Origin of the sequence: Pseudomonas sp. ACN8, assembly GCF_002303925.1 — a bacterium.
Classification (GTDB): Bacteria; Pseudomonadota; Gammaproteobacteria; order Pseudomonadales; family Pseudomonadaceae; genus Aquipseudomonas.
Genome location: NZ_MRCS01000023.1, coordinates 23,078 through 48,928 on the forward strand (window position 1 = coordinate 23,078; position 25,851 = coordinate 48,928).

The following is a 25,851-nucleotide window of genomic DNA, read 5'->3' on the forward strand; positions in this document are numbered from 1 at the left end:
CCCTCAGTTACAGGTGCAACGCATGTCCCAACGCCCGCAACGCCGCTTCCTGCACCGCCTCACCCAGCGTCGGGTGCGCATGGATGGTGCCGCCGATGTCTTCCAGCCGCGCGCCCATCTCCAGGCTTTGCGCAAACGCCGTGGACAATTCCGACACGCCAACGCCCACCGCCTGCCAGCCGACAATTACATGATTGTCGCGGCGGGCGACCACCCGCACGAAGCCGCTTTTCGATTCCAGGGTCATCGCCCGGCCATTGGCGGCGAACGGGAAGCTCGACACGATGCAGTCCCAACCTGCGGCCTTGGCCTCGTCCGGGGTCTTGCCGACCACCACCAGTTCCGGGTCGGTGAAGCACACGGCGGCGATGGCGGTCGGGTTGAACTCGCGGGACTTACCGCTGATCAGCTCGGCGACCATCTCGCCCTGGGCCATGGCCCGGTGGGCGAGCATCGGTTCGCCGCTCAGGTCACCGATGGCATACACGTTGCGCATGCTGGTCTGGCAGCGGTGGTCGATCTTGATCGACGAACCGTTCATGTCCAGGTTCAGCGCTTCGAGGTTCCAGCCCTGGGTGTTCGGCTTGCGACCGACGGCCACCAGCACCTGATCGGTTTCCAGGTTCAGGGTCGCGCCGTTCGGGGCCAGTACTTGCAAAGTATTTTCTTTTGAATCAAAGCCTTGAACGCTGTGTTTCAAGTAAAGCTTCACACCGAGTTTTCTCAGTTCGTCGTGCACCGGCTGGGTCAGTTCGGCGTCGTAGGCCGGCAGGATGCGTTCCTGCGCTTCCACCACGCTGACCTCGGCGCCGAGCTTGCGATAGGCAATGCCCAGCTCCAGACCGATGTAGCCACCACCGACCACGATCAAGCGCTTGGGCACGGACGTCGGCGCCAGGGCTTCGGTGGACGAGATGATCGGCCCGCCAATCGGCAATATCGGCAGGTTCACGCTTGTCGAACCGGTGGCCAGCACCAGGTGCTCGCACTGGATGCGCGTGTCGCCGACGTCGACGGTTTTACCGTCAACCACTGTGGCCCAGCCTTGAACGATCTGGACCTTGTTCTTTTTCAGCAGCGCCGCGACGCCGGTGGTCAGGCGATCGACGATGCCATCCTTCCACTCGACGCTCTTGGTGATATCGAGGGTCGGCGCCGAAACGCTGATGCCCAGGGACGAAAGCTGATGGTGGTGCTGCGTCTGATGAAACTGCTCGGCAACGTGAATCAGTGCCTTGGACGGAATGCAGCCGATGTTCAGGCAGGTGCCGCCCAGGGATTGGCCTTCAACCAGGATGGTCGGGATGCCCAACTGGCCGGCACGGATCGCCGTCACATAACCGCCGGGGCCGCCGCCGATGATCAGCAGCGTGGTGTTCAAAGTTTGCATTCGTTACTCCACAAACAGGGTAGCGGGTTGTTCGAGCAAGCCACGGATGGCCTGGATGAATTGCGCCGCGTCCATGCCGTCGACCACGCGGTGATCGAAGGAGCTGGAGAGGTTCATCATCTTGCGGATCACGATCTGGCCTTTGATCACCATTGGCCGTTCGACGATCTTGTTCACGCCGACAATCGCCACTTCCGGCAGGTTCAGCACCGGCGTGCTGACGATGCCGCCCAAGGCGCCAAGGCTGGTCAGGGTGATAGTCGAGCCGGACAGTTCGTCGCGGCTGGCCTTGCCGTTGCGCGCGGCAGTGGCCAGGCGAGCGATTTCCGCTGCGCTGTCCCACAGGCTGCGGGCTTCGGCGTGACGCACCACCGGCACCATCAGGCCGACGTCGCTCTGGGTCGCGACGCCCACATGCACCGCGCCGAGGCGGGTGATGACCTGGGCTTCGTCGTCGTAGCGGGCATTCATCTGCGGGAAGTCGCGCAGGGCGACGACCATGGCGCGGACCAGGAATGGCAGCAACGTCAGCTTGCCACGGGCCGCGCCGTGTTTTTCATTGAGGTGCGCGCGCAGCTCTTCCACGGCGGTGACGTCGATTTCTTCGACATAACTGAAGTGGGCGGCACGCTGGGTGGCATCCTGCATGCGCTGGGCGATCTTGCGGCGCATGCCGATCACCGGGATCTGCTGTTCATCGGTACGCTGGATGTAAGCGCTGCTGACCGTCGAGGCGTTCGACTGACCCTGGGCCAGGTAGGCGTCGAGGTCTTCATGCAGTACGCGACCGGCCGGGCCGCTGCCACGTACCAGGCGCAATTGAATGCCGAGGTCCAGTGCATGCTTGCGCACGGCCGGAGAGGCCAACGGACGCTCATCGGCCTGGCGAGCAACCATCGGGCCCTGGCAGACGGCAACTTTCGGTGCCGGGGCAACAACCGGTTTGCTTTCAGCCACGGCTTCAACTTTAGGTGCAGCCACGGGCGCTTCTTTAACAGGTGCCGGCTGCGCCGATTCCTTAACGTTGCCCGCGCCTTCGACTTCAATGCTGATCAGCACGCTGCCGACCGCCATGACTTCGCCCGGCTGGCCGCCAAGGGCGATGACCTTGCCATGCACCGGCGACGGAATATCCACCATCGCTTTATCGGTCATGACATCGGCCAGCACCTGATCTTCGACGACCATGTCGCCGACCTTGACGTGCCATACCGACAATTCAACTTCTGCAATGCCTTCACCAATGTCCGGCATTTTAATGACGTGCGTGCCCATTCAGACCTCCATGACCCGTTTCAATGCCGCGCCCACTCGGGACGGGCCTGGGAAATACGCCCACTCTTGCGCGTGCGGGTAAGGGGTGTCCCAACCGGTGACGCGTTCGATAGGCGCTTCCAGGTGGTGGAAGCAATGTTCTTGCACCAGCGACACCAGTTCGGCGCCGAACCCGCAGGTTCGGGTGGCTTCGTGCACCACCACGCAACGGCCGGTCTTTTTCACCGATTTGACGATGGTTTCCAGGTCCAGCGGCCACAGGCTGCGCAGGTCGATGACTTCGGCATCGACGCCGCTTTCTTCAGCAGCGACTTGCGACACGTACACGGTGGTGCCGTAGGTCAGCACGGTCACGTCCTTGCCCGGACGGGTGATCGCAGCGACGTCCAGCGGCACGGTGTAGTAACCGTCCGGCACTTGCGCGGCGGGGTGCTTCGACCACGGGGTTACCGGGCGGTCGTGGTGACCGTCGAACGGGCCGTTGTACAGGCGTTTCGGCTCGAGGAAGATCACCGGGTCATCGTTTTCGATGGAGGCGATCAACAGGCCCTTGGCGTCGTACGGGTTGGACGGCATCACCGTGCGCAAGCCGCAGACCTGGGTGAACATCGCCTCGATGCTCTGGCTGTGGGTCTGGCCGCCGTAGATGCCGCCGCCGCAAGGCATGCGCAGGGTCATCGGTGCGGTGAACTCGCCGGCCGAGCGGTAACGCAGGCGGGCGGCTTCGGAAATGATCTGGTCGGAGGCCGGGTACACGTAGTCGGCGAACTGGATTTCAGCGACCGGACGCAGACCGTAGGCGCCCATGCCCACGGCGACACCGACGATGCCGCTTTCGGAGATCGGCGCGTCGAACACCCGGGAGGTGCCGTACTTGGTCTGCAGGCCTTCGGTGCAGCGGAACACGCCGCCGAAGTAGCCCACGTCCTGGCCGAAGACCACGACGTTGTCGTCACGTTCAAGCATCACATCCATGGCCGAGCGCAGGGCCTGGATCATGGTCATGGTGGTCGTGGTCATGGCGGTTTCCAGCTCGATATTGTTGTTGTGATCGTTCATGTCAGATCCCCAACTCTTGACGCTGGCGCTTCAAGTGCTCCGGCATCTCTTTGTAGACGTCCTCGAACATGGTCGCGGCGCTCGGAATCTGGCCACCGGCGAGGGTGCCGTACTGTTCGGCTTCTTTCTGTGCGGCGATCACTTCGGCTTCCAGCTCGGCGCTGACGGCGGCGTGTTCCTCTTCGGACCACTGGCCGATCTTGATCAGGTGCTGCTTGAGGCGCGCAATCGGATCACCCAGCGGGAAGTGGCTCCAGTCATCGGCGGGACGGTATTTGGAAGGATCATCAGACGTCGAGTGCGGGCCGGCGCGGTAGGTGACCCATTCGATCATGGTTGGGCCCAGACCGCGGCGCGCACGTTCGGCGGCCCAGGCGGAGGCGGCGTAGACCGCGTAGAAGTCGTTGCCGTCGACCCGTAGGGAGGCAATACCGCAACCGACGCCACGACCGGCGAAGGTGGTGGCTTCACCGCCGGCAATCGCCTGGAAGGTCGAAATAGCCCACTGGTTGTTGACCACGTTGAGAATCACCGGCGCGCGGTACACATGGGCGAACGTCAGGGCGGTGTGGAAGTCCGACTCGGCGGTGGCGCCGTCGCCGATCCACGCCGAGGCGATTTTGGTGTCGCCCTTGATCGCCGAAGCCATGCCCCAGCCCACGCCTTGAATGAACTGGGTGGCGAGGTTGCCGGAAATGGTGAAGAAACCGGCGTCCTTGACCGAGTACATGATCGGCAATTGCCGGCCCTTGAGCGGATCGCGCTCGTTGGACAGCAACTGGCAGATCAGGTCGACCAGCGGTACGTCGCGGGCCATCAGGATGCTTTGCTGGCGGTAGGTCGGGAAACACATGTCGTCGATGTTCAGGGCCAGGGCCTGGGCGCTGCCGATGGCTTCTTCGCCAAGGCTCTGCATGTAGAACGACATCTTTTTCTGACGCTGGGCGACCACCATGCGGTTGTCGTAGATGCGGGTCTTGAGCATGGCACGCATGCCCTTGCGCAGTATCGCCACCGGCACGTCTTCAGCCCAGGGGCCGTGGGCGTTGCCCTGGTCGTCGAGCACGCGGATCAGGCCGCGGGCCAGGTCAGCGGTGTCAGCCGGTTCAACATCGATTTGGGGTTTGCGCACCGTGCCCGCGTCGGTCAGATGCAGGTAGGAGAAGTCGGTTTTGCATCCTGGACGGCCCGAGGGTTCTGGGACGTGCAGGCGCAGCGGTTCATACGCTTGGGTCATGGCTTCTACGCTCGATCTTGTGAATTTCTTGTAGTGAGCTGACAGATTTCGTTCGGTAGAAGAAATCTTGTCCTACAACAATCATAGGCCCGGCCAAGAAGAATATTTCTCTCTGTTTCATTGCCTTGAAGCTCATTTGCAGATAAAAAACCTGCATAAACATAAAAAACAGGTGGTTTTATCTCATGCGCAAACTGGACCGTACCGACATCGGCATTCTCAACAGCCTTCAGGAGAACGCACGCATCACCAACGCCGACCTGGCGCGTTCGGTGAACCTGTCGCCGACCCCGTGTTTCAACCGGGTCAAGGCCATGGAAGAGCTGGGGGTGATTCGCGAGCAAGTGACGTTGCTGGATGCCGACCTGCTGGGGCTGCATGTGAACGTGTTCATTCACGTCAGCCTGGAGAAACAGGTGGAGGAGGCGTTGCAGCATTTCGAAGAGGCGATTTCCGATCGCCCCGAGGTGATGGAGTGCTACCTGATGGCCGGCGACCCGGACTATCTGATCCGGGTGCTGGTGCCGACCATCCAGTCGCTGGAGCGCTTCATGATGGACTTTCTGACCAAGGTGCCGGGGGTGGCGAACATCCGTTCGAGCTTTGCGCTCAAGCAGGTGCGCTATAAAACAGCGCTGCCGTTGCCGGCCAATGGGTTGACGTTGCCGTAGGAGCGAGCTTGCTCGCGAAAAACCTGAGGGCACCGCGGGGCGTCAGGTTTGCCGCGTTATCGTTGACGTTTTTCGCGAGCAAGCTCGCTCCTACAGGTCAGAGTTTGTTCAAGGGGATTTTCAGGTAGGTCACGCCATTGTCTTCGGCTGGCGGCAAATTCCCCGCCCGCACATTCACCTGGATCGCCGGCAGCAACAGCGTCGGCATTCCCAACCCCTCATCACGCCGGGTGCGCATGGCAACGAAGGCGGTTTCATCAATGCCGTCGCGCACGTGGATGTTGTTCTTGCGCTGGTCGCCAACGGTGGTCATGCACTCCGGTGCGCGGCCTTCGGGCGGGTAGTCGTGGCACACGTAGAGGCGCACGCTGGCGGGGAAGGCCAGCAGTTTCTGGATCGAGGCAAACATCTGGTTGGCATTGCCGCCGGGAAAGTCGCAGCGCGCGGTGCCCACGTCCGGCATGAACAGTGTATCGCCGACCAGGATCACATCGTTGCCGATCAGGTAGGCCATGTCCGCCGGGGTATGGCCGGGCACGTGCAGGGCGGTCGCCTTGAGGTTGCCGATCATGAACGATTCGTCGGGGGTGAACAGGTGATCGAACTGCGAACCGTCGATGCGAAAGGATGGCTCCAGATTGAACAGCGCCTTGAACACGTCCTGGACCTTGCTGATCGACTCGCCAATGGCAATTTTGCCGCCAAGCACCCTGCGCAGATACGGCGCTGCGGACAGGTGATCGGCATGGGCGTGGGTTTCCAGTAACCATTGCACTTGCAGATTGTGGGTGCGGACGAAGGCGATGATTTTCTCGGCCTGGGTGGTTGCGGTACGCCCGGCGGCACCGTCGTAGTCGAGCACGGGGTCGACAATCGCACACTGCCCGCCATCGGCCTCGTAGACCACGTAGCTGTAGGTCGAGGAGGCGGGGTCGAGGAAAGCTTCAATCAGCGCGGGCATGGACACGAACCTGTGCAGGGGGAGAAAAGTCAGTCATGGGTTGCAACACTTTATGTAAAGACATAATGTTCGCAGCTTAAGTGACGTTGAAGGCATCCTGCAAATGCAATCCAGTCTGAACGAATGTGAAGTCGCCCAATTGCGCGCCTCGGCCTCCAAGGCGTGTGCGCTGCTCAAGGCCCTGGCCAATGAGGATCGCCTGCTGATCCTGTGCCAGTTGACCCAGGGCGAACGCAATGTGGGCGAGCTGGAAAAAATGACCGGCGTGCGTCAACCGACCCTGTCCCAGCAATTGGGGATCCTGCGCGATGAAGGACTGGTCGCCACCCGTCGTGAAGGCAAGTACATTTTTTACGGTCTCGCCAGTCACGAAGTGATCCAGGTGATGAAAACCCTCTCCGGGCTTTATTGCGGGGCGGTGCTTAAAAGCTGGGTTCAACCCTGATCCTGTTCAACACACCGAACCTGTGGGAGCGAGCCTGCTCGCGATGGACGTAATGGCACCGCGTTTATACAGATAACACGCGTGATCGTTAGCGACCATCGCGAGCAGGCTCGCTCCTACAGTGCAGCAAAAGGAACAAGCAATGAACGATCAACACTGGGGCCCATCCATCAGTGCAGATATCGTGGTCATCGACGGCGGCGGTACGGCGGGTATCGGCTTTTTCGCCAGCCTGCTCAAGCGTAGTCCGCATCTGAACATCACCGTGATCGAACCCGACTCCCGGCACTACTGAGAATTCCTTATGTTGCTGGCAAGTCTGTTTGGTGTAGTGATGGGGTTGGTGCTCGGCTTGACGGGCGCCGGCGGCGGTATCCTTGCGGTCCCGGCGCTGGTGTTGGGGTTGGGCTGGAGCATGACCCAGGCCGCTCCGGTGGCGTTGTTCGCGGTGGGCAGTGCGGCCGCGGTCGGTGCCATCGACGGTTTGCGCCATGGTCTGGTGCGTTATCGCGCGGCGCTGCTGATCGCCGCGCTGGGCGCAGTGTTTTCGCCGCTGGGCATCTACTTTGCCCACCGGTTGCCGGAAAAAATCCTGATGATCCTGTTCAGTCTGCTGATGGTCGTGGTGGCCGGGCGGATGTTGCGCCGCGAGCGCAAGGACCAGGGCCCCAGCGACCACGGCCAGGCCAACTGGGGCCAGAAGAACTGCATGCTCGATCAACAGACCGGGCGCTTTTCCTGGACCGCCAAATGCACCGCGACCCTTGCCGCGCTCGGGGCGGTGACCGGCGTGGTCTCGGGATTACTGGGGGTGGGCGGCGGCTTTCTGATTGTCCCGGCCTTCAAGCAACTGACCGACGTGCAGATGCGCGGGATCATCGCCACTTCGCTGATGGTGATCAGCCTGATTTCGGCTATCGGCGTGATCGGCGCGTTCAATGCCGGGGTGCGCATCGATGGCTTGGGCATTGCCTTCATCGTCTCCAGCATCGTTGGCATGATCATCGGCCGCAAGCTCTGCGCCCGGGTGCCGGCGCGGGCGTTGCAGCTCGGGTTCGCCAGCATCTGCATCGTGGTCGCCGGTTACATGCTGTTCAGGGCCAACGCCTGATCGGTAGCGGTTCCTGTGGACGCCAGTGGGGTCCACAGGCCTACGCCCTAAGTGGCGAGCCTTGCCGACCAGCGGTCTTACACCATAGCGGTCACGCACCGCCGGCCCATCCAAAGCACCTGCAAACCAGCCCCAAGGCAGCGTATGGCACCGCTCGTCAGGTTTCGATAATCGCCTCCGACACTCAGTCCCCGTTTCGGAGCGCGCCATGCACAACAATAAGAACGTCACGCATCGTTTTCTGCCGGCCTTCATCGCCAGCCTGTCTGCTCTCGGCCTGAGCCAGATGGCCGAGGCGGATATCATGCTGTACGACAAGGACCAGACCACGTTCTCCACCGACGGCTACATCAACGCCTTCTACGTGAACAGCGATGTCGACCGCGCAGGCGATCAGTTCGACCGTCGACAGTCGCGGGTCAAAATGGGCTTTTTGCCCAACTACCTGGGGTTCAACATGGGCAAGCAGGTAGACGACCTCAAGCTCGGTGCCCGCGCCTCGTTCTGGGTCACCATCAACGACAGCCAGACCAACGGCACCGACACCGCCATCGATGTGCGGCAGTTCTTCGGCACCGTGGCCAACCCGGAGTGGGGCGAAGTGCTGATCGGCAAAGACTTCGGGCTGTTCGCCCGTTCCAACATCCTGCTCGACGAAATGCTCGCCGGTTACGGTCAGGTCAGCGATACGCTGGGGCTGGTGGATGGCGGCGGGGTGTCGTTCGGCAACATCGGCACCGGTTACCCGTATCCGTTCCCGACCTCGCAGATCACCTATCGCACCCCGGTGATGGACGGTCTGCGCGTGGCGGTCGGCATCATGGACCCGGTGGACACCAACGACAGCAGCCCGACGGGCAAGGCCTACCAGGAAAACCCGCGTACCGAGAGCGAGGTCACCTATCAGTTCGACCTGGCCGGGGCCAAGATCTACAGCTGGGTCAACGGCAGCTACCAGACCTCGGACAACACCGATTCCACGGTCGAGACCGTCACCTCCAAGGGTGTCGGGTACGGCGTGCAGGCGAAGATGGGCGGCTTGTCCCTCACCGGGTCCGGTTTCCAGGCCAAGGGCATCAACCCGTTTTTCACCAACAATGCCGGCGAGCCGACCCTGCGCAACGTCGACAGCGACGGCTACCTGATGCAGGGCTCCTACAAACTGGGCAAGAACCGCCTGGCCTTGTCCTATGGCAAGACCAATGACGATGGCAACGGCGTGGTCGGCAGCGGCGCGGACTACGAGACCCGCGGCATCGCGTTGTTCCATGACGTCAACGACAACCTCAAGCTGGTGGCCGAGTACAACCAGTTCGAAATCAACGGCCACGACACCGACGAGCAGAACGAAGACACCGACACCTTTGCCGTGGGCGCGGTGCTGACCTGGTAACCCCGGGAGGTGGCCCTGGCCGTGCGCATCGCGGCGAGGGTCGCCAACCGTCTCATCCCATCGAAGCGGCTACCCGCTACCCAAGTAGCATTCGTCGCACCCCACAGACTTCGTACACTCGTGCCTCATACACACGCACCTGCGGGAGGTAAGGATGCAGCAGAGCGAAGGCGTCGTCAGTGCAATGTCCCAGGCCACCGATGCCCGGCAGGTCGCGCAGGAACTGGCACGCCAGTTGTTGCATCCGCACCTGGGGTTCGTGCTGTTCTTCTGTTCCGCCGAGTACGACTTGCAGGCGCTGGGCCAGGCCTTGCAGCAAAGCTTCGGCGGCATCCGCCTGGCGGGCTGCACCAGTGCCGGGGAAATCACCCCGCTGGGCTACGGGCGCAATTGCGTGACAGCGGTGGGTTTCGATCACCGGCACTTTTCCATCGCGATCGAGCTGATCGACCAGATGGAGCACTTCAGCCTGATCGACGCCCAGCAAATGGTCGAGCGCCTGGTCAGTGGCTGTCGCAGCAACACCCTGGCCCCGATCAAGGGCAACAGCTTTGCCCTGACCCTGCTCGATGGCCTGTCCAGCCGCGAAGAAATGGTCCTGGCGGCCTTGAGCGCGGCATTGGGCGACATTCCGCATTTCGGCGGCTCGGCCGGCGACGACAACTACCTGACCCATACCCATGTGTACTTCGATGGCGAGTTCCACAGCGGCGCGGCCGTGGTGGTGCTGGTCAATACCTGGCTGGATTTCGAAGTGTTCACCACCCACCACGTGTTGCCCCGCGCCGAGAAACTGGTGGTCACCGGTGCCGACAGCACCTTGCGCCGGGTCTTCGAACTCAATGCCGAGCCGGCCGCCGAGGAGTACGCCCGGCACATCGGCGTGCCGGTGGCGCAGCTCGATCACCGGATCTTCGCCGCGCACCCGTTGGCGGTGCGGATCAACCAGCAGTACTACGTGCGGGCCATCCAGCAGGTGCATCCGGACCTGAGCCTGAGTTTCTACTGCGCCGTGGAAAACGGCATCGTCCTCACCGCCATGACCCCTGGGCCGATGCTGCCAAACCTGCAGAGCCTGTTCGAAGGGTTGCAGGAACGCCTGGGGGATTTGCTGCTGACCATCGGTTGCGACTGTTTCCTGCGGCGTCTGGAACTCGAAGACGACGGCAGTCTCGATCAGATCGGCACGTTTTTGCGCGAGCAACGGGTGATGGGGTTCAACACCTATGGAGAACAGTTCAATGGCATGCACATCAACCAGACCTTCACCGGCGTTGCCATTGCCCGTGGCCGTGCCCCAGGACATCGCTGAGCTGCAGGCCGAACTGGCCAGGCTGCGCCTGGAAAACCATAAACTGCAGCGCATCAATGGTGCGCTGATCGAACGGGTCGAGTCCGGGGGGACCCGCGGCAACGATCCCTACGCGGCATTCCAGCATTCGGTGGTGCTGGCCGAGCAAGTGCGCGAACGCACCGATGCCTTGAACCAGGCCATGGCCGAACTCAAGGCCGGTAATCATTTGCTCAGCGAAGCCCGCCTGCGCGCGGAAACGGCGCATCAACACCTGATCGATGCCATCGAAAGCATTTCCGACGCCTTCGTGCTGTTCGACGCCGAGCAGCGCATCGTGCTGTTCAACAGTCGCTTCAAGGCGTTCTGGAGCAACAGCCGGGTGCGGATCAACGCCGGCATGCGCCTGACCGAGGTCAAGCGGTTGATAATGAACAACGGCCTGTTCACCGAAGAGCCTCGGGGGCATGCCGACGAAAACCCGCTTTACCGCCTGCAGAACGGGCGCTGGCTGCAAGTCAGCGAACGGCCGACCCAGGAAGGCGGGCGGGTGATTCTGTTCACCGACATTACCGACGTCAAACTCAGCGAAACCATGCGCCGTGAACAGGCGGTGGCGCAGAAGTCGCACCTGTTGCAACGGGCGGTCGACAACCTGTCCCAAGGGGTGGCGATGGTCAGCGCCGAGGGCATCCTGGAGTTGTGGAACCGGCGTTTCCTGGAGCTGAGCGGCCTGGCGCCGGTGGCGGCCCATCGCCCGTTTGCCGAAGTGATCGCCGACAGCGAGTTGAAACTGCTGACCCCGGCCAGTCGCGATGGCAACGGACGACCGGTGCGCGAATGCGAGCAGCGCCTGTACGATGGCCGGGTCCTGGAGATCCGCACCCATCCGTTGCCCACCGGCGGTTTCGTCAACACGTTCACCGACATCACCGAACGCTACCAGCACGCCGAGGCGCTGAGCGAAAGCGAACACTGGATTCGCCTGATCACCGATCACGTACCCGCATTGATTGCCTACCTCAATGCCGACCTGGTCTACGAGTTCACCAACAAGGTTTACGAGGAGTGGTACTGCTGGCCCCGGGGCGTGATGCTCGGCCAGAGCCTGCGCGAGGTGCACAGCGAACAGCATTACCAGCGACTGGAGTCCTACGTGACCAGGGCGCTGGCCGGCGAGAGCGTGACCTTCGAGTTCGCCGAAACCAACGTCAACAACCAGGAGCGCTACATGCTGCGCTCCTATGTGCCCAACCGTCTGGCCAGTGGTGAGGTGGTGGGGATCTTCGTGCTGATCCGCGACATCACCGAACGCCGCCGCACTGCCGAGGCGCTGCATCAGGCGTATCAGAACCTGGAACTGCGGGTACGCGAGCGCACGGCGGAATTGACCACCCTCAACGACCAGCTGCTGCGCGAGATCGATGAGCGACGCCTGGTCGAGTCACGCTTGCGCGAGGCCAAGCAGGAAGCCGAGCAGGCCAACCTGTCGAAGACCAAGTTCCTCGCCGCCGTCAGCCACGACCTGCTGCAACCGTTGAATGCAGCGCGCCTGTTTACCAGTGCCTTGCTGGAACGGCGCGAGCCGATGTCCAGCGAGATTCTGGTGCGCAACGTGAGCAATTCCCTGGAAGACGTGGAGAACCTGCTCGGCACCCTGGTGGACATTTCCAAGCTCGATGCGGGGGTGATCAAGGCCGACATCGCGCCGTTCGCCCTCAGTGAACTGCTGGACAACCTGGCCGCCGAATACACCCAGGTGGCGCGCAGTGAAGGCCTGCAACTGCACTTCATCGGCTGTTCGGCACTGGTGCGCAGCGACATCCAGCTGCTCGCGCGGATTCTGCGCAACCTGCTGAGCAATGCGATTCGCTATACCTACAGCGGTCGCGTGGTGCTCGGTTGCCGGCGGCATCATCAGTGCCTGACGATCGAAGTCTGGGACAGCGGCATGGGCATTGCCGAGCATCGCCTGGAGGAGATTTTCCAGGAGTTCAAGCGCGGTGATGTGCAGCGACCCGATCAGGATCGCGGCCTGGGCCTGGGCCTGGCGATTGTCGAGAAGATTGCCGGCATCCTCGGGCATCCCATTCATGTGCGCTCATGGCCGGGCCGGGGTTCGATGTTCTCGGTCGAAGTGCCGTTAAGCGCCACCGCGCCGAAGCCACCGCCGACGTTGCAGATGAGCGAACCGATGCTTGAGCGCCTGCGCGGCGCGCGGATATGGGTGCTGGACAACGACGCGACCATCTGTGAAGGCATGCGCACCTTGCTGGAGGGGTGGGGGTGTCGGGTGGTGACGGCGCTGTCGGAGGAAGACCTGGCGCGGCAAGTGGACAATTATCATGCCGAGGTCGACCTGCTGATTGCCGATTACCATCTGGACAACGATCAGAACGGTGTCGATGCGGTGGCCCGGATCAATGCCCGGCGCGCGTCACCGATTCCGGCGATGATGATCACGGCCAACTACAGCAATGAACTCAAGCAGCAGATCCGCGAACTGGGCCACACCCTGATGCACAAGCCGGTACGGCCGATGAAGCTGAAGACGGCGATGAGTCATCTACTTGGCAGGCCTTGATATCTCGGTGTTTTCACCACCGCTATCGCGAGCAGGCTCACTCCTACAGGTACATCGCAATCCTGTAGGAGCGAGCTTGCTCGCGATAAGAGCGACGCGGTCTTGCCGACTCAACGCCGCAGATATGACCCGAAATCAATATCCCCGGCACTCAGGATCGCCTGCACCCGGTTGTGCACGTTGAGCTTGCGCAGGATCGCCGAGACGTGGGCCTTGACCGTGGTCTCGGCGATTTCCAGGGTGTAGGCGATCTGCTTGTTCGACTCGCCCTTGGTCATGCGTTCCAGCACCTGCAGTTGCTTGCGGGTCAGGGCCTGGAGCAGTTCGGGCGGGAAGCTCGGGGTGTCGTTCATCCGCCGGTGGGTGCTGCTTTTGGCGGTGCGGATGATGTCCGGGGGCAGGTAGACGTTGCCATTGAGAATCTGCTGGATGGCATCGGTCATCTGGGTGCGGGGTGACGACTTGGTGATGAAACCCACCGCGCCGTAGGTGATGGCTTGCAGCACGATCTGTTTGTCCTGCTCGGCGGAGACGATCACCACCGGAATGGTCGGTGCTTCGTTACGCAGGTTGATCAGGCCATTGAGCCCGTGCATGCCGGGCATGTTCAGGTCGAGCAGGATCAGGTCCAGGTCGTCGTGTTCCTGGGTCAGGGCCAGGGCGCTGTCCAGGTCGGCGGTTTCCATCACTTCGCTGCCGACAAAACCGTCGCTGATGACGTTGTGGATGGCTTCGCGAAACAGCGGGTGATCGTCGGCAATCAGGATTTTGTACATGGCCTTTCACCTCATTATTTTGATTATGGTGTGGCAACAACACGCACGCGTAAAGCTCAGGGAAAGGGTTCGGGCCTGGCTGGCGAAACCGGCAGGTTGGCCGCTTGCCAGGCGTCCAGGCCATCGCGATACCAATACAGAGTTTTATAGCCCATGGTGGCGGCGCGCTTGACCGCATTCCAGCTCAACCAGCAGTCGGAGCGGCAGTAGAAGACCAGCGGTCGCGTCGGGTCGCCGGCGGTCAGCTTTTTCAGGTTGGCGGCGAAATAGTCCTGCCATTGCGGCGTCAAGTCGCCGTCCCCGGTATTGGCCAGCCAATGGCTGCCGGGCAGGTTTTCATGGGGCTGGTCTTCGATGAATTGCCCTTGCAGCCACTGACGGCGGTAGACGTCGATCAACACCGGGCGCGGGGTTTGGCCGAGCAGGGTTTGCAGGGCGGGGGTGTCGACGATGGTTGCGCCTTGCAATTGGTCGGGCGTCGGGCTGCGGTACAGGCCGATGCGATAGCCGTCGGCGGAGAACAGCACTGTGTCGGCCTGCGCGGTGCTCAACAGCAGGCTCAGGGACAGGGCGGTGAGAGCAGGGCGCAACAGGCAACGTCGGGCACGTGGCATGGGGTCGGTCCTTATAGTTATGGACCTATTACATGCCAGTCGGGGGGCGTTGGGAATGCGACGATAGACAGGGAAACCAGTACTAAAGTAGTAATTTCACCCTGTTCAATCAAAATCCCTCTGTAGGAGCGAGCCTGCTCGCGAAAGCGTTGTGTCAGTCAACTCATTTATTGAATGTGCCACCTTCGCGAGCAGGCTCGCTCCTACAGGGGGATTGTGTTGTCAGTTGGCTTTGCGCAAGGCCGCATGCTGCGGGTTGAAGCTCAGTACGGCGAGCAAGGCAAACAGCAGCGTCAGCCCGGTGCACACCGCCAGTGCCAACGGATTGAAGCGTTCATACAGGGCAAAACGCACCAGCTCCACCGCATGGGTAAACGGATTCACCGCGCACAGCCAGTACAGCCACTCGTTGGCCTCGCGCATCTTCCACAACGGATACAGCGCCGATGACAGGAAAAACAGCGGGAAGATCACGAAATTCATCACCCCGGCAAAGTTCTCCAGTTGGCGGATTGCGTTCGACAGCAACAGGCCCAGGGCGCTGAGCATCAACGCCACCAGCAGCAGCGCGGGCAACGCCAGTAACAGGCCCATGGCCGGTGGCCGCACGCCATAGACCCAGGCAATCGTCAGGAACGCATACACCTGCAACAGCGAAATCAGTGAGGTGGCCAGCAGCTTGCTGCACAGCAGAAAGGTGCGGGGCAGGGGGCTGGTCAGCAGCACGCGCATGCTGCCCATCTCGCGGTCGTAGACCATCGACAGTGAGCCCTGCATGCCGTTGAACAGCAGGATCATGCAGGCCAGGCCGGGGATGATGTAGACCTCATAGGGGATGTAGGTGTCATAGGGCTCGATGATCGCGATCCCCAGCGCTGCGCGAAAACCGGCGGCGAACACCAGCAGCCACAGCAACGGCCGCACCAGGGCGCTGAGAAAACGCGTGCGTTGCAACACAAAGCGCAGCCATTCGCGCAGCACGATACCGCTAAAGCATTGCCAGTAAGCGTTCATTGGGCAGCTCCTGCTGTTGTCAGGCGGGTGAAGGCCGAACCGAGATCGCCACCGTGTTCAAGGCTCAGGGCATCGGCCTGTCCGCTGGCCACCAGCCGGCCTTGATGCAGGATCAGCAAGTCATCGCTGGGCTGTACTTCGTCGAGCAGGTGGGTGGTCCAGAGCGCGCTGATGCGCTCCTCGCGACACAGACTGCGGATGTGCTGGTTGAGCGCCAGGCGACTCGCCGGGTCGAGGCCGACACTGGCTTCGTCGAGCAGCAACAGACGCGGCTCATGCAACAGAGCGCGGGCAATTTCCACCCGACGACGATGGCCGCCATTGAGTTCACGCACCCGTTCACGGCGGCGTTCGGTCAGGGCCTGGCGAGCCAGTTCGGCGTCGACCCGAAGGTCGGTCTGGCGCCGGGACAAGCCATGCAATGCAGCGTGATAACGCAGGTTCTGCTCGACGCTGAGGTCCAGGTCCAGAGTGCTTTGCTGGAACACCACACCCAACTGCCTGAGTGCCGGGCGTGCGGCGCTGCGCAATGAGCAGCCACCGATGCGGATCTCGCCTTGCTGCAGATCATAGAGCCGGGTCAGCAGGGCAATCAGGGTCGACTTGCCCGCGCCGTTGGGGCCCAGCAGCGCGGCGAAACGCCCCGGCTCCAGGCTGAAACTCACCTTGCGCAAGGCCTCTCGAGCGCCGTAGGCGAAGCTCAGGTCGCTGACTTCAAGGGCGTTCATGGCGTCACCACCACGCCCCAGGGATAGCGCCCGACCTTCACCGACTTGCTGACCTTGAGGCTGTCGACATCGATCACCGAGACATCGCCGCTGACGCCGTTGGTAGCCAGCAGTTGCTTCTGATCCGGGGTGAATGCCATCTGCCAAACCCGTCGACCCACCAGCAGGTAGTCGAGAATCTCGAAGGTCTTGGCGTCGATCACCGCCACATGGTTGGCCGGGCCAAGGGCGACGAAGCCGTACTTGCCATCGGCGCTGAGCTTGATGCCGACGGGCTGGACCTTGTCCGGGTGCACGCCCTTGATCTGGAAGTTCAGGGTCTTGAGCACGGTGCGACTGGCGACATCGAGAATGGTCACGGTGCCGCCGATTTCCGCCGAGGCCCAGAGCTGGGCACCATCGGGGGAGAACTCGACGAAGCGCGGGCGCTGGTCCACCAGGGTGCTATCGGCCAGGGTCTGGGTGCCGGTGTCGATCCAGTGCAGCATGTTGGTGGTTTCGCTGGTGTTGACCGCCCACTTGCCGTCGGGGCTGACGGCCATGCCTTCAGGTTCGACGCCGACGTTGATCTGGGCGAGCACCTTGGAAGTCTCGGTGTCGATCACCGTGACCAGCGCATCGTCCTCGTTGGAGACGTACAACCAGCGGTTGTTGGGGTGCAGGGCGAATTGTTCAGGGTCTTTGCCCGAGGGCAGTTCCTTGATGATCTTGCGCGTGGCCACGTCCATCACCTGGACCCGGTCCGAATCGCTGGCGCAGATGTACAGCAGCTTGTTGTCATGGGACAGCAGCAGACCGCGGGGGCGCTGGCCGACGGGCAGGGTGTCGGTGACTTGCAGGGTCTGCAGGTCGATCAGGCTCAGGCTGTTGTCCTTTTCGTTGGAGACCCAGGCAGTGCTGGCAACGGCATGGCCAGCGACGAGCAGCAAGGTGCAAGAGAGCAGGGTGCGGCGCATGGCGGATTCCTTGTTGTTGTGATGTTCGGATCAGGGAAAACGGCAACTGACCTCGGGTTTGTCGTAGCCAAGGCTGTCCATTTCGTTGAAGGGGTGCAGAAAGCCGTCCTGGGGAGAGGTGCTGACCAGCGCCCGGGGCTGGACGATGGGAATCGGCTGGCGCAACTGACCGTTCCACGACCGGTAGCTGAGCTTGCGGCCCTTGAAACCGTCGAGGGGCAACTGGTCGCTGACTTCCAGCGCACGGATCGCCATCGGCTCGGCCTGGCGCAGTTTGCTCACGGCGCTGGCGATACTGCGCACGGCCATCCACGCGGCGAAATCGCGGTCGTTCATCCAGCGCCCGGTCAGGGCTTCGAAGCGTTTTTGCAACTGCGCGGCGCCGAAGGTTTCCACGGTCTTGTGCCAGCCCACCGGGGTCAGGCCCTGGGTGCCGGCGACCGGGCGCGGATACCAGGTCTGGTAGGGCACGTATTCACCGAAGTCGCCACGCTCATCGGCCACCAGTACCACGTCGTACTCGGCGGTCTGGGTGAACAGCGGCATGTCGGCCTGGGCGCTGCGGCGTTGGTCGTTATCGAAGCTCCAGGGTTTTTCCGCCACCAGTTGCAAGCCGAAGCGCTTGGCGGCGCGACGCAGGGCGGCGGCATAGGCTTGATCGTCCGGCGTTGGGCCGACAATCAGCAGCGCCCGCTGCCACTTGCGCAGCACCAGAAACTGCGCCAGCGCATCGGCGAGCATCGCCCGGCTCGGCAAGGTGTGCAGCACGTTCGACAGGCAGTCGGTGGTGCGCAGGCTGTCATCGGCACTGCCGGCGTTGAACAGCAAACTGTCGGGCAGTGCCGCACTCAGTTGGCGCAGGCTGGCAGCAGGTGCGTTCACCACAAACAGACGCAGGCCTTGTTCGTGCTGAGCCTTTGCCGCCTCGAGCAAGGCCTCGGGGCTGTCGACACTGGCGCTGACCAGGCTGTAGCCGTGGTTGAGAAAACGCCCGGTGCTGTTGCTGTCGGTGATCGCCAGGTCGGCGCCGCGCAGCCCGGCATCGGTGGGCTCGGGGATGACGTTCGACAGTAACGGGCCGGGGTCTGGGCGATAACCCAGGTAGCCGATCCGCACCTGCAAGGGCGCATCGGCGGCCTGGCTCTGGGTGGCCAGGCCGGCGGCGCAGGCAATCGCCAGCAGATAGATCAGGGCGTAAGGGGCAAGCTGGCGCATAAGGCTCTCCATGACCGTTAGCGCCAGCATAGGAAGCCCGTGAGGCTGAGGAAATATGCAGAAAGTACCGGTGGTGTCCATCCAGCGCCTTACTACCAAGGGACTAGGTGGCGACCACCAAAGCAGCATGGGGCGAGTGCAATGCCGTTTCTAAGATAGCTGCCATAGCCTCTGCCAAGAGGTTTTGCGTGCAATCCAGAGGGCATAACAATGACAACAAAACGCAACGCCTTGCTCGTGACCGGGCTATTGGCCGGTCTTATCAGCGCAGGCTCCGTGTGGGCCCACGGCAACGTGGTGCCACAGGCCGTGGAAACCAAGGGGCTGACGCCAATCAAGGACGCCGGCGTGCAACTCGATGCCGACGGCTGGGCCGCGGTGAACCCGTATCGCACTGCCCCGGAACACGACAAGGCAGTTGAGATCGGCTCCTCGGCCTATACCCAGAACTGCGCGGCCTGTCATGGCCTGGAAGCCAAGTCCGGCGGTATCGCTCCCGACTTGCGCATGCTCGATGTCGGTGAGGCGGGTGATGAATGGTTCGCCGAACGGGTGCGCCATGGCGCGGTGCGCGACGGCCGGGTGTACATGCCGAAGATGGCCGACTACCTGAGCCAGGAAGCTCTGTGGGCGGTGCGCACTTATCTGGACACTGTGCACGTCGAGGAGTGACCCATGCGCCTGCTCGCGGTGCTGATCAGCGCTCTGTGGCTGTGCTGCCAGGCGGCGCAGGCGCAGGTTCGCAACTTCGACGAAATGATCGCCGCCGGGGAACTGAAGGTGGCGGTCTACAAGGACTTCGCCCCCTACAGCTTTGAACGCGCCGGAAAGCCCCAGGGTGTCGATGTCGAACTCGCCGAGGCCCTGGCCAAGGCACTCGGCGTGCGCCTGACGCTGATCTGGGCGCCGGCCGGGGAAAAGCTCGACGACGACCTGCGCGACTACATCTGGCGTGCCAGTGCCTTGCACAACCAGCAATTGGCCGACCTGATGATGCGCGTGCCCTACGACCGTGATTACGCGCAGAAGCGTAACGAGTTCGGCGAACGGGTCAACGGCCAGGTAGTGATGTTCGGTCCGTACCAGAACGAACAATGGCAGGTGGCCTATGACCGCCGAAGGCTGGACAAGGTCGCCAGCGTCGCGGTGTTCGAGCATCACCCGATTGGTGTCGAAGTTGACAGCGTGCCTTCGTTCTACCTGACCTCGGTGTTCAACGGCATGCTCGCCGGCAAGACCCATCACTATCCGGGCGTGCCCCAGGCGTTTGCCGCGATGAAGGCCGGTGAGGTCGACGCGGTGATGGCCATGCGTGGCGAGATCGACTGGCAAGTTCACGAAGCGGCCGACCCGCAAGTGGCGCTGGCAGAAAATGCCTACCCGAACATGGGCAAACAGCTCTGGGAAATTGGCATGGCGGTGCACGAAAGCAACCGGCAACTGGCCTATGCCGTGGAAGAGGCGCTGGAAAGCCTGATCCGCGAGGGTTCGGTGAAGACCATCTACGGCCATTACGGCCTGCGTTACGACGTGCCCGAGATGTATCAATAAGGAGCAGGCGATGAAATGGCGAGGGAGTTGTCTGTTGGCCTGCTGGTTAAGCCTGACGGCACAGGCTGGCGCTATCGATCCCGGTAAAGACCCGGTGCCATCGGTGATGTGGGCCTTCTATCAGCAGCAGTTTCTGGGCAATGCGCCGTTCGTTTTCGATGAGCGGGTCAAGTTGCTGGCGCCGCCGTTTGCCGAAGATGCCCGGCAGGTGCCGCTGGAAATCGACGCCCGGGCGTTCAAGGGCGAGGTGGTGAAAATCCTCGCCTGGGCAGAACTGAACCCGTTGCCGAAAATCGTCGACTTCCAGCCGCTGAATTCGGTTTTGCCCTGGCTGTCGTTGCGCATTCGCATCGAACAGGCCACGCCCTTGCGCGCGGCGGTGTTGACCCGCGACGGTGTGTGGCATGTCGGTTCGACGCTGATCGACGCCGCCGGTGGCGGCTGCACCGCGCCGAGCGTGGTGCGGACTCAACCGGGCTGGGAGGAGCATATCGGTGAAGTACTCGGCGGGCGCTATCCCCGGGGTGAGTTCAGCCGTTTGCGTTTGCAGGTGGCCCATCCCATGGACAACGGCATGGTCAGCGGCATCCCGGAATTCTTCATCAACCATGCCGAGCTGCGCGACCGCAACGAGCAAGTGCTGGCCCGGCTGGAACTGTTTCCGGCGGTCAGCGAAAACCCCAACCTGGCCTTCGACATCGAAGGAACAGGGCAAACGCGGCTGCTACTACGGGACAACAGCGGCAATGAATTCGATGCGTCGATTCTCTGATCCCAAGAAGCGTGACCCCAAGGAGCGTGGCATGCGCTGGATCCTGTTGATGGTGTTAAGCGTCAGTCTGCCGGCCCTGGCCGATCTCGACTACTCACTCAAGCCCCGGCAGATCGCCCAGGACACCTGGCTGCTGGAAGGCAGCACCGATAATTTTGCCAAGGCCAACGGCGGCAACATCGTCAACACCGCGTTCATCGTCACCGAACGCGGTGTGGTGGTGATCGACACCGGGCCGTCCCGGCGTTACGGCGAAGCGATGCGCAAGGCCATTGCCGCCACCACCGACAAGCCGGTGATCGAGGTCTTGCTGACCCATCACCACCCGGATCATGCGCTGGGCAATCAAGCCTTCAGCGACGTGCCGATCGGCGCCCTGGCCGGCACCACTGAATTGCTGCACCGGCAAGGTGATGCCATGGCCGAGAACATGTACCGGATGGTCGGCGACTGGATGCGTGGCACCGAAGTGGTGCTGCCGACCCAGACGCTGACAGCCGGCGTGAAAAGTTTTGGGAATCACGATCTGCGTCTGCTGAGCCTGGGTGGGCATACGGGCGCGGATCTGGCTATTCTCGACCAGCGAACCGGCGTGCTGTTTGCCGGGGACCTGGTGTTTTATCAACGGGCACTGACCACGCCCAATAGCTCGGGCCTGGCCGTATGGCTGACGGACATCGCGACCCTGCAAGGCTTGCCCTGGACGCTGGTTGTACCCGGCCATGGCCCGGTGGCGAGCGATCCACAACCCTTCGAGCAGATGCGCGATTACCTGACCTGGCTCGATCGGCTGATGCGCGACGGCGCCGCCAATGGCAGCGACATGGCCGAGATGATCCGCAGCCCCATCCCCGAACGCTTCGCCGGGATCAGCCTGAGCCGCTACGAACTGATCCGTAGCGTCAGTCATTTGTACCCGCGATACGAGCGGGAACGGATGACGCGGGTGGATTCCGCCGCCGGAAAATGATGCTTTTCTGTAGGAGCGAGCCTGCTCGCGATGGACGTTAACGATAACGCAAGCTGCCTGGATGAACGCGGTGGTCTGACGTATTTCGCGAGCAGGCTCGCTCCTACAAGGGGCCGGTGTCGTTCACGTTCATCTCATCCGACCTGCTACCAAGGAACTAGCAATCTCCTCATTGCGGGCAATTGTTGCCAGGGCGGCGGCGCTCAAGAATCTGCACCAGACCGGGAAAATTTTCCGGACATAACAAAAATCCGCAGAGGAAGCCGTCATGACCCAACCCGCACGTCGCCAGCCCTTCGTCTTGAGCCTGCTGCTCACTGCCATGCTGTTGTCCGGCCAGGCATTGGCCGGGGTTTCCGACCAGGACATTCTCCAGGACCCGAAAAACCCGGAACAGGTCGTGACCAATGGCCTCGGCGTTCAAGGGCAGCGCTACAGCCCGCTGGATATTCTCAACGTCGACAACGTCAAGGAGCTGCGCCCGGCGTGGGCGTTTTCCTTCGGCGGTGAAAAACAGCGGGGCCAGCAAGCGCAGCCGATGGTCAAGGACGGCGTGATGTACATGACCGGTTCCTACTCCCGGGTGTTCGCCGTGGATGCCCGCACCGGCAAGAAACTCTGGCAATACGATGCACGCCTGCCCGATGACATCCGCCCTTGCTGCGACGTGATCAACCGTGGCGTCGCGCTGTATGGCGACCTGGTGATTTTCGGCACCCTCGACGCCAAGCTCGTGGCGCTGAACAAGGACACCGGCAAGGTGGTGTGGAGCAAGAAAGTCGCCGACCACAAGGAAGGCTACTCGATCAGCGCCGCGCCGCTGGTGATCAACGGCAAGCTGATTACCGGCGTGGCCGGTGGCGAGTTCGGCGTGGTGGGCAAGATCGAGGCCTACGACCCGAAAAACGGTGACCTGCTGTGGACCCGGCCAACGGTCGAAGGCCATATGGGCTACGTCTACAAGGACGGCAAAGCGGTGGAGAACGGCATCTCCGGCGGCGAGGCGGGCAAGACCTGGCCGGGCGATCTCTGGAAAACCGGCGGCGCGGCCCCTTGGCTTGGCGGCTATTACGACCCGGAAACCAACCTGCTGCTGTTCGGTACCGGCAACCCGGCACCGTGGAACTCGCACCTGCGCCCTGGCGACAACCTCTACTCCTCGTCGCGCCTGGCGCTCAACCCGGACGACGGCACCATCAAGTGGCACTTCCAGAGCACGCCCCACGACGGTTGGGACTACGACGGTGTGAACGAGCTGGTGTCGTTCAACTACAGCGAAGGCGGCAAGGAAATCAAGGCGGCAGCCACTGCCGACCGTAACGGTTTCTTCTACGTGCTGGACCGCACCAACGGCAAATTCATCCGTGGCTTCCCGTTCGTGGACAAGATCACCTGGGCCACCGGCCTGGATAAGAACGGCCGGCCGATCTACAACGAAGCCAGCCGTCCCGGTGCCCCGGGTTCCGAAGCCAAGGGCAGCTCGGTGTTCGTGGCGCCGGCGTTCCTCGGCGCGAAAAACTGGATGCCGATGGCTTACAACAAGGACACCGGGCTGTTCTATGTGCCGTCCAACGAATGGGGCATGGACATCTGGAACGAAGGCATCGCCTACAAGAAAGGCGCGGCGTTCCTAGGTGCCGGCTTCACCATCAAGCCGTTGAACGAAGACTACATCGGCGTGCTGCGGGCCATCGATCCGAAAACCGGCAAGGAAGTGTGGCGCCACAAGAACTACGCGCCGCTGTGGGGCGGGGTGCTGACCACCAAGGGCAACCTGGTGTTCACCGGCACGCCTGAAGGTTTCCTGCAGGCGTTCAACGCCAAGACCGGCGAAAAGGTCTGGGAATTCCAGACGGGCTCCGGCGTGCTCGGCTCCCCCGTGACCTGGGAAATGGACGGCGAACAGTACGTCTCGGTGCTCTCCGGCTGGGGCGGCGCGGTACCGCTGTGGGGCGGCGAAGTAGCCAAACGGGTGAAGGACTTCAACCAGGGCGGCATGCTCTGGACCTTCAAGCTGCCCAAGGATCTGGTGGCCAGGCACTGATTCAAAAATCACCGCATTCCCCCTGTAGGAGCGAGCCTGCTCGCGATGAACCTGAGAACACCGAGGGGTGTCAGGTGCCCAGCGTCATCGTTGACGACCATCGCGAGCAGGCTCGCTCCTACAGTGATCTGTGTGAAATCTACGACCAAATAACGAGAGCCCCTCCTGCCAACGATGCATTCGTCTGGCACGCGGGGCTCTCTAGTATCGGCTCATCGCCTGTCAGTACGACAGGCATCGACCCAGACAGAGGCCCACCATGATCTACGCACAACCCGGAACCCCAGGCGCCGTCATTACCTTCAAACCGCGCTACGGCAACTTCATCGGTGGCGAGTTTGTCGCTCCAATCAATGGCGAGTACTTCACCAACACCTCGCCGGTCAACGGTGAAGTGATCGCCGAGTTCCCGCGCTCCAGCGCCGCCGACATCGACAAGGCCCTCGACGCCGCCCATGCCGCTGCCGATGCCTGGGGCAAGACCTCGGCCCAGGACCGCTCCCTGGTGCTGCTGAAAATCGCCGATCGCATCGAGCAGAACCTTGAGGTGCTGGCCGTCACCGAAACCTGGGACAACGGCAAGGCCGTGCGCGAAACCCTGAACGCCGACGTCCCCTTGGCTGCCGACCACTTCCGTTACTTCGCCGGTTGCATCCGCGCCCAGGAAGGCGGGGCTGCGGAGATCAACGAGCTGACCACGGCCTATCACTTCCATGAGCCCCTGGGCGTGGTCGGGCAGATCATTCCGTGGAACTTCCCGCTGCTGATGGCCGCCTGGAAACTCGCCCCGGCCCTGGCCGCAGGCAACTGCATCGTGCTCAAGCCGGCCGAGCAAACGCCGCTGTCGATCATGGTCTTCGCCGAGCTGATCGCCGACCTGCTGCCGGCCGGCGTGCTGAACATCGTCCAGGGCTTCGGTCGCGAAGCCGGCGAGGCCCTGGCCACCAGCAAGCGCATCGCCAAGATCGCCTTCACCGGCTCGACCCCGGTGGGCGCGCACATCATGCATTGCGCCGCTGAGAACATCATCCCGAGCACCGTCGAACTGGGCGGCAAGTCGCCGAACATCTTCTTCGAAGACATCATGAACGCGGAACCGGCGTTCATCGAAAAAGCCGCTGAAGGCCTGGTGCTGGCGTTCTTCAACCAGGGCGAAGTCTGCACCTGCCCGTCCCGGGCGCTGGTGCAGGAATCGATCTACGAGCCGTTCATGGCCGAGGTGATGAAGAAGATCGTCAAGATCAAGCGCGGCAACCCGCTGGACACCGAAACCATGGTCGGCGCCCAGGCGTCCGAGCAGCAATACGACAAGATCCTCTCGTACCTGACCATTGCCCAGGAGGAGGGCGCCGAGCTGCTCACCGGCGGCGCGGCCGAGCGTCTGGAAGGTGATCTGTCCAGTGGTTACTACATCCAGCCAACACTGCTCAAGGGTCATAACAAGATGCGTGTGTTCCAGGAAGAAATCTTCGGCCCGGTGGTGGGTATCACCACCTTCAAGGACGAAGCCGAAGCCCTGGCGATTGCCAACGACAGCGAGTTCGGCCTCGGCGCCGGCCTGTGGACCCGCGACATCAACCGCGCCTACCGCATGGGTCGGGCGATCAAGGCCGGTCGCGTATGGACCAACTGCTACCACCTGTACCCGGCGCACGCCGCGTTCGGTGGCTATAAGAAGTCCGGCGTCGGTCGGGAAAACCACAAGATGATGCTCGATCATTACCAGCAGACCAAAAACCTGCTGGTGAGCTATGACATCAATCCGCTGGGGTTCTTCTGATTCCTTGAACACGA

At 62.3% G+C, this 25,851-nt stretch carries 23 protein-coding genes and 2 pseudogenes; 13 read left to right on the forward strand and 12 right to left on the reverse strand.

The annotated features are described in order from the left end of the window. Positions 1-7 precede the first annotated feature (7 nt). The 4 genes from lpdA to BSF44_RS14745 are packed head-to-tail and all read right to left on the reverse strand — an operon-like array spanning position 8 to position 4,961. Positions 8-1,390 (reverse strand): dihydrolipoyl dehydrogenase, encoded by a 1,383-nt coding sequence (lpdA, locus tag BSF44_RS14730; protein ID WP_095944110.1) that lies wholly within the window; start codon positions 1,388-1,390, stop codon positions 8-10. 3 nt (positions 1,391-1,393) lie between these two features. Beyond that, positions 1,394-2,665, reverse strand: coding sequence for a dihydrolipoamide acetyltransferase family protein (locus BSF44_RS14735; RefSeq protein WP_095944111.1), 1,272 nt, complete (start codon positions 2,663-2,665; stop codon positions 1,394-1,396). Beyond that, positions 2,666-3,724, reverse strand: coding sequence for an alpha-ketoacid dehydrogenase subunit beta (locus BSF44_RS14740; RefSeq protein ID WP_095944112.1), 1,059 nt, complete (start codon positions 3,722-3,724; stop codon positions 2,666-2,668). Between the two features lies 1 nt (position 3,725). Further along, entirely contained in the window at positions 3,726-4,961 is a 1,236-nt protein-coding gene (locus BSF44_RS14745; protein WP_095944113.1) for a 3-methyl-2-oxobutanoate dehydrogenase (2-methylpropanoyl-transferring) subunit alpha, read from the reverse strand. A gap of 185 nt (positions 4,962-5,146) precedes the next feature. On the opposite strand from BSF44_RS14745, the gene bkdR reads away from it, so the two are divergent. Further along, entirely contained in the window at positions 5,147-5,632 is a 486-nt protein-coding gene (gene bkdR / locus BSF44_RS14755) for a Bkd operon transcriptional regulator BkdR (RefSeq protein WP_095944115.1), read from the forward strand. Here bkdR and BSF44_RS30700 read toward each other — a convergent pair. Both BSF44_RS30700 and BSF44_RS14760 read right to left on the reverse strand, forming a co-directional pair. Beyond that, a pseudogene (locus BSF44_RS30700) lies at positions 5,628-5,714 on the reverse strand (outer membrane lipoprotein carrier protein LolA); the annotation flags it as partial. The gene bkdR and the pseudogene BSF44_RS30700 sit on opposite strands and share 5 nt — an antisense overlap. Before the next feature lie 15 nt (positions 5,715-5,729). Beyond that, positions 5,730-6,593 carry an MBL fold metallo-hydrolase gene (locus tag BSF44_RS14760; protein WP_095944116.1) on the reverse strand — a complete coding sequence of 288 codons (864 nt, stop codon included), beginning with the start codon at positions 6,591-6,593 and terminating at the stop codon, positions 5,730-5,732. A 103-nt stretch (positions 6,594-6,696) separates the two neighbouring features. Here BSF44_RS14760 and BSF44_RS14765 point away from each other — a divergent pair, with 103 nt between their 5' ends. From BSF44_RS14765 to nahK, 6 genes and pseudogenes are all read left to right on the forward strand, one after another. Further along, positions 6,697-7,038, forward strand: a complete 342-nt coding sequence (locus BSF44_RS14765; RefSeq protein WP_008052731.1) for a helix-turn-helix transcriptional regulator — start codon at positions 6,697-6,699, stop codon at positions 7,036-7,038. A gap of 142 nt (positions 7,039-7,180) precedes the next feature. Further along, positions 7,181-7,330, forward strand: a pseudogene (locus BSF44_RS14770) (pyridine nucleotide-disulfide oxidoreductase); the annotation flags it as partial. A gap of 12 nt (positions 7,331-7,342) precedes the next feature. Beyond that, positions 7,343-8,149 carry a sulfite exporter TauE/SafE family protein gene (locus tag BSF44_RS14775; protein WP_095944117.1) on the forward strand — a complete coding sequence of 269 codons (807 nt, stop codon included), beginning with the start codon at positions 7,343-7,345 and terminating at the stop codon, positions 8,147-8,149. A gap of 208 nt (positions 8,150-8,357) precedes the next feature. Further along, positions 8,358-9,542 (forward strand): porin, encoded by a 1,185-nt coding sequence (locus BSF44_RS14780; RefSeq protein WP_095944118.1) that lies wholly within the window; start codon positions 8,358-8,360, stop codon positions 9,540-9,542. Between the two features lie 154 nt (positions 9,543-9,696). After that, positions 9,697-10,854 (forward strand): nitric oxide-sensing protein NosP, encoded by a 1,158-nt coding sequence (gene nosP, locus BSF44_RS14785; protein ID WP_095944119.1) that lies wholly within the window; start codon positions 9,697-9,699, stop codon positions 10,852-10,854. Further along, the gene (gene nahK, locus BSF44_RS14790) at positions 10,784-13,417 is read left to right on the forward strand and encodes a hybrid sensor histidine kinase/response regulator NahK/ErcS' (RefSeq protein WP_095944120.1); all 2,634 of its coding nucleotides are present in this window, start codon (positions 10,784-10,786) and stop codon (positions 13,415-13,417) included. Before nosP ends, nahK begins: the two co-directional genes overlap by 71 nt. A 110-nt stretch (positions 13,418-13,527) precedes the next feature. Here nahK and BSF44_RS14795 read toward each other — a convergent pair whose 3' ends face one another. From BSF44_RS14795 to BSF44_RS14820, 6 genes are all read right to left on the reverse strand, one after another. Then, complete coding sequence (locus BSF44_RS14795) at positions 13,528-14,193, reverse strand: response regulator transcription factor (RefSeq protein ID WP_095944121.1); 666 nt, start codon at positions 14,191-14,193, stop codon at positions 13,528-13,530. Between the two features lie 56 nt (positions 14,194-14,249). After that, positions 14,250-14,807, reverse strand: coding sequence for a PQQ-dependent catabolism-associated CXXCW motif protein (locus BSF44_RS14800; protein WP_095944122.1), 558 nt, complete (start codon positions 14,805-14,807; stop codon positions 14,250-14,252). 222 nt (positions 14,808-15,029) lie between these two features. Beyond that, complete coding sequence (locus BSF44_RS14805; RefSeq protein WP_095944123.1) at positions 15,030-15,821, reverse strand: ABC transporter permease; 792 nt, start codon at positions 15,819-15,821, stop codon at positions 15,030-15,032. Then, positions 15,818-16,549 (reverse strand): ABC transporter ATP-binding protein, encoded by a 732-nt coding sequence (locus BSF44_RS14810; RefSeq protein WP_095944124.1) that lies wholly within the window; start codon positions 16,547-16,549, stop codon positions 15,818-15,820. The genes BSF44_RS14805 and BSF44_RS14810 overlap by 4 nt, the downstream gene beginning before the upstream one ends. After that, on the reverse strand, positions 16,546-17,505 hold the full coding sequence (locus BSF44_RS14815) for a YVTN family beta-propeller repeat protein (protein WP_095944125.1): 960 nt from the start codon (positions 17,503-17,505) through the stop codon (positions 16,546-16,548). Before BSF44_RS14815 ends, BSF44_RS14810 begins: the two co-directional genes overlap by 4 nt. A 30-nt stretch (positions 17,506-17,535) precedes the next feature. Then, positions 17,536-18,720: an ABC transporter substrate-binding protein gene (locus BSF44_RS14820; protein WP_095944126.1), complete on the reverse strand. Its 1,185-nt coding sequence runs from the start codon at positions 18,718-18,720 to the stop codon at positions 17,536-17,538. 210 nt (positions 18,721-18,930) lie between these two features. Between BSF44_RS14820 and pedF the strand changes: the two genes are divergently transcribed. From pedF to BSF44_RS14850, 6 genes are all read left to right on the forward strand, one after another. Next, positions 18,931-19,392 carry a cytochrome c-550 PedF gene (gene pedF, locus BSF44_RS14825; RefSeq protein ID WP_095944127.1) on the forward strand — a complete coding sequence of 154 codons (462 nt, stop codon included), beginning with the start codon at positions 18,931-18,933 and terminating at the stop codon, positions 19,390-19,392. A 3-nt stretch (positions 19,393-19,395) separates the two neighbouring features. Then, the gene (locus tag BSF44_RS14830; RefSeq protein WP_095944128.1) at positions 19,396-20,271 is read left to right on the forward strand and encodes an ABC transporter substrate-binding protein; all 876 of its coding nucleotides are present in this window, start codon (positions 19,396-19,398) and stop codon (positions 20,269-20,271) included. A 10-nt stretch (positions 20,272-20,281) separates the two neighbouring features. Further along, a complete protein-coding gene (locus BSF44_RS14835) occupies positions 20,282-21,043 on the forward strand; it encodes a quinoprotein dehydrogenase-associated SoxYZ-like carrier (protein ID WP_095944129.1) in 762 nt (253 codons plus the stop codon). 31 nt (positions 21,044-21,074) lie between these two features. After that, complete coding sequence (locus tag BSF44_RS14840; protein ID WP_095944130.1) at positions 21,075-22,013, forward strand: quinoprotein relay system zinc metallohydrolase 1; 939 nt, start codon at positions 21,075-21,077, stop codon at positions 22,011-22,013. A gap of 268 nt (positions 22,014-22,281) precedes the next feature. Continuing rightward, positions 22,282-24,057: a PQQ-dependent methanol/ethanol family dehydrogenase gene (locus BSF44_RS14845; RefSeq protein WP_095944131.1), complete on the forward strand. Its 1,776-nt coding sequence runs from the start codon at positions 22,282-22,284 to the stop codon at positions 24,055-24,057. Between the two features lie 259 nt (positions 24,058-24,316). Next, positions 24,317-25,837 carry an aldehyde dehydrogenase family protein gene (locus BSF44_RS14850; protein ID WP_046037291.1) on the forward strand — a complete coding sequence of 507 codons (1,521 nt, stop codon included), beginning with the start codon at positions 24,317-24,319 and terminating at the stop codon, positions 25,835-25,837. The last annotated feature ends 14 nt before the right edge of the window (positions 25,838-25,851 follow it).

Excerpts from the sequence above, each read along its gene's own strand:
- BSF44_RS14760 (WP_095944116.1), bottom strand. The coding sequence starts at position 6,593 with ATGCCCGCGCTGATTGAAGCTTTCCTCGACCCCGCCTCCTCGACCTAC.
- BSF44_RS14840 (WP_095944130.1), top strand. The coding sequence starts at position 21,075 with ATGCGCTGGATCCTGTTGATGGTGTTAAGCGTCAGTCTGCCGGCCCTG.
- bkdR (WP_095944115.1), top strand. The coding sequence starts at position 5,147 with ATGCGCAAACTGGACCGTACCGACATCGGCATTCTCAACAGCCTTCAG.
- nosP (WP_095944119.1), top strand. The coding sequence starts at position 9,697 with ATGCAGCAGAGCGAAGGCGTCGTCAGTGCAATGTCCCAGGCCACCGAT.
- nahK (WP_095944120.1), top strand. The coding sequence starts at position 10,784 with ATGGCATGCACATCAACCAGACCTTCACCGGCGTTGCCATTGCCCGTG.
- BSF44_RS14815 (WP_095944125.1), bottom strand. The coding sequence starts at position 17,505 with ATGCGCCGCACCCTGCTCTCTTGCACCTTGCTGCTCGTCGCTGGCCAT.
- BSF44_RS14845 (WP_095944131.1), top strand. The coding sequence starts at position 22,282 with ATGACCCAACCCGCACGTCGCCAGCCCTTCGTCTTGAGCCTGCTGCTC.
- BSF44_RS14735 (WP_095944111.1), bottom strand. The coding sequence starts at position 2,665 with ATGGGCACGCACGTCATTAAAATGCCGGACATTGGTGAAGGCATTGCA.
- BSF44_RS14795 (WP_095944121.1), bottom strand. The coding sequence starts at position 14,193 with ATGTACAAAATCCTGATTGCCGACGATCACCCGCTGTTTCGCGAAGCC.
- BSF44_RS14745 (WP_095944113.1), bottom strand. The coding sequence starts at position 4,961 with ATGACCCAAGCGTATGAACCGCTGCGCCTGCACGTCCCAGAACCCTCG.
- lpdA (WP_095944110.1), bottom strand. The coding sequence starts at position 1,390 with ATGCAAACTTTGAACACCACGCTGCTGATCATCGGCGGCGGCCCCGGC.
- pedF (WP_095944127.1), top strand. The coding sequence starts at position 18,931 with ATGACAACAAAACGCAACGCCTTGCTCGTGACCGGGCTATTGGCCGGT.
- BSF44_RS14830 (WP_095944128.1), top strand. The coding sequence starts at position 19,396 with ATGCGCCTGCTCGCGGTGCTGATCAGCGCTCTGTGGCTGTGCTGCCAG.
- BSF44_RS14800 (WP_095944122.1), bottom strand. The coding sequence starts at position 14,807 with ATGCCACGTGCCCGACGTTGCCTGTTGCGCCCTGCTCTCACCGCCCTG.
- BSF44_RS14835 (WP_095944129.1), top strand. The coding sequence starts at position 20,282 with ATGAAATGGCGAGGGAGTTGTCTGTTGGCCTGCTGGTTAAGCCTGACG.
- BSF44_RS14780 (WP_095944118.1), top strand. The coding sequence starts at position 8,358 with ATGCACAACAATAAGAACGTCACGCATCGTTTTCTGCCGGCCTTCATC.
- BSF44_RS14775 (WP_095944117.1), top strand. The coding sequence starts at position 7,343 with ATGTTGCTGGCAAGTCTGTTTGGTGTAGTGATGGGGTTGGTGCTCGGC.
- BSF44_RS14765 (WP_008052731.1), top strand. The coding sequence starts at position 6,697 with ATGCAATCCAGTCTGAACGAATGTGAAGTCGCCCAATTGCGCGCCTCG.
- BSF44_RS14740 (WP_095944112.1), bottom strand. The coding sequence starts at position 3,724 with ATGAACGATCACAACAACAATATCGAGCTGGAAACCGCCATGACCACG.
- BSF44_RS14820 (WP_095944126.1), bottom strand. The coding sequence starts at position 18,720 with ATGCGCCAGCTTGCCCCTTACGCCCTGATCTATCTGCTGGCGATTGCC.
- BSF44_RS14850 (WP_046037291.1), top strand. The coding sequence starts at position 24,317 with ATGATCTACGCACAACCCGGAACCCCAGGCGCCGTCATTACCTTCAAA.
- BSF44_RS14805 (WP_095944123.1), bottom strand. The coding sequence starts at position 15,821 with ATGAACGCTTACTGGCAATGCTTTAGCGGTATCGTGCTGCGCGAATGG.
- BSF44_RS14810 (WP_095944124.1), bottom strand. The coding sequence starts at position 16,549 with ATGAACGCCCTTGAAGTCAGCGACCTGAGCTTCGCCTACGGCGCTCGA.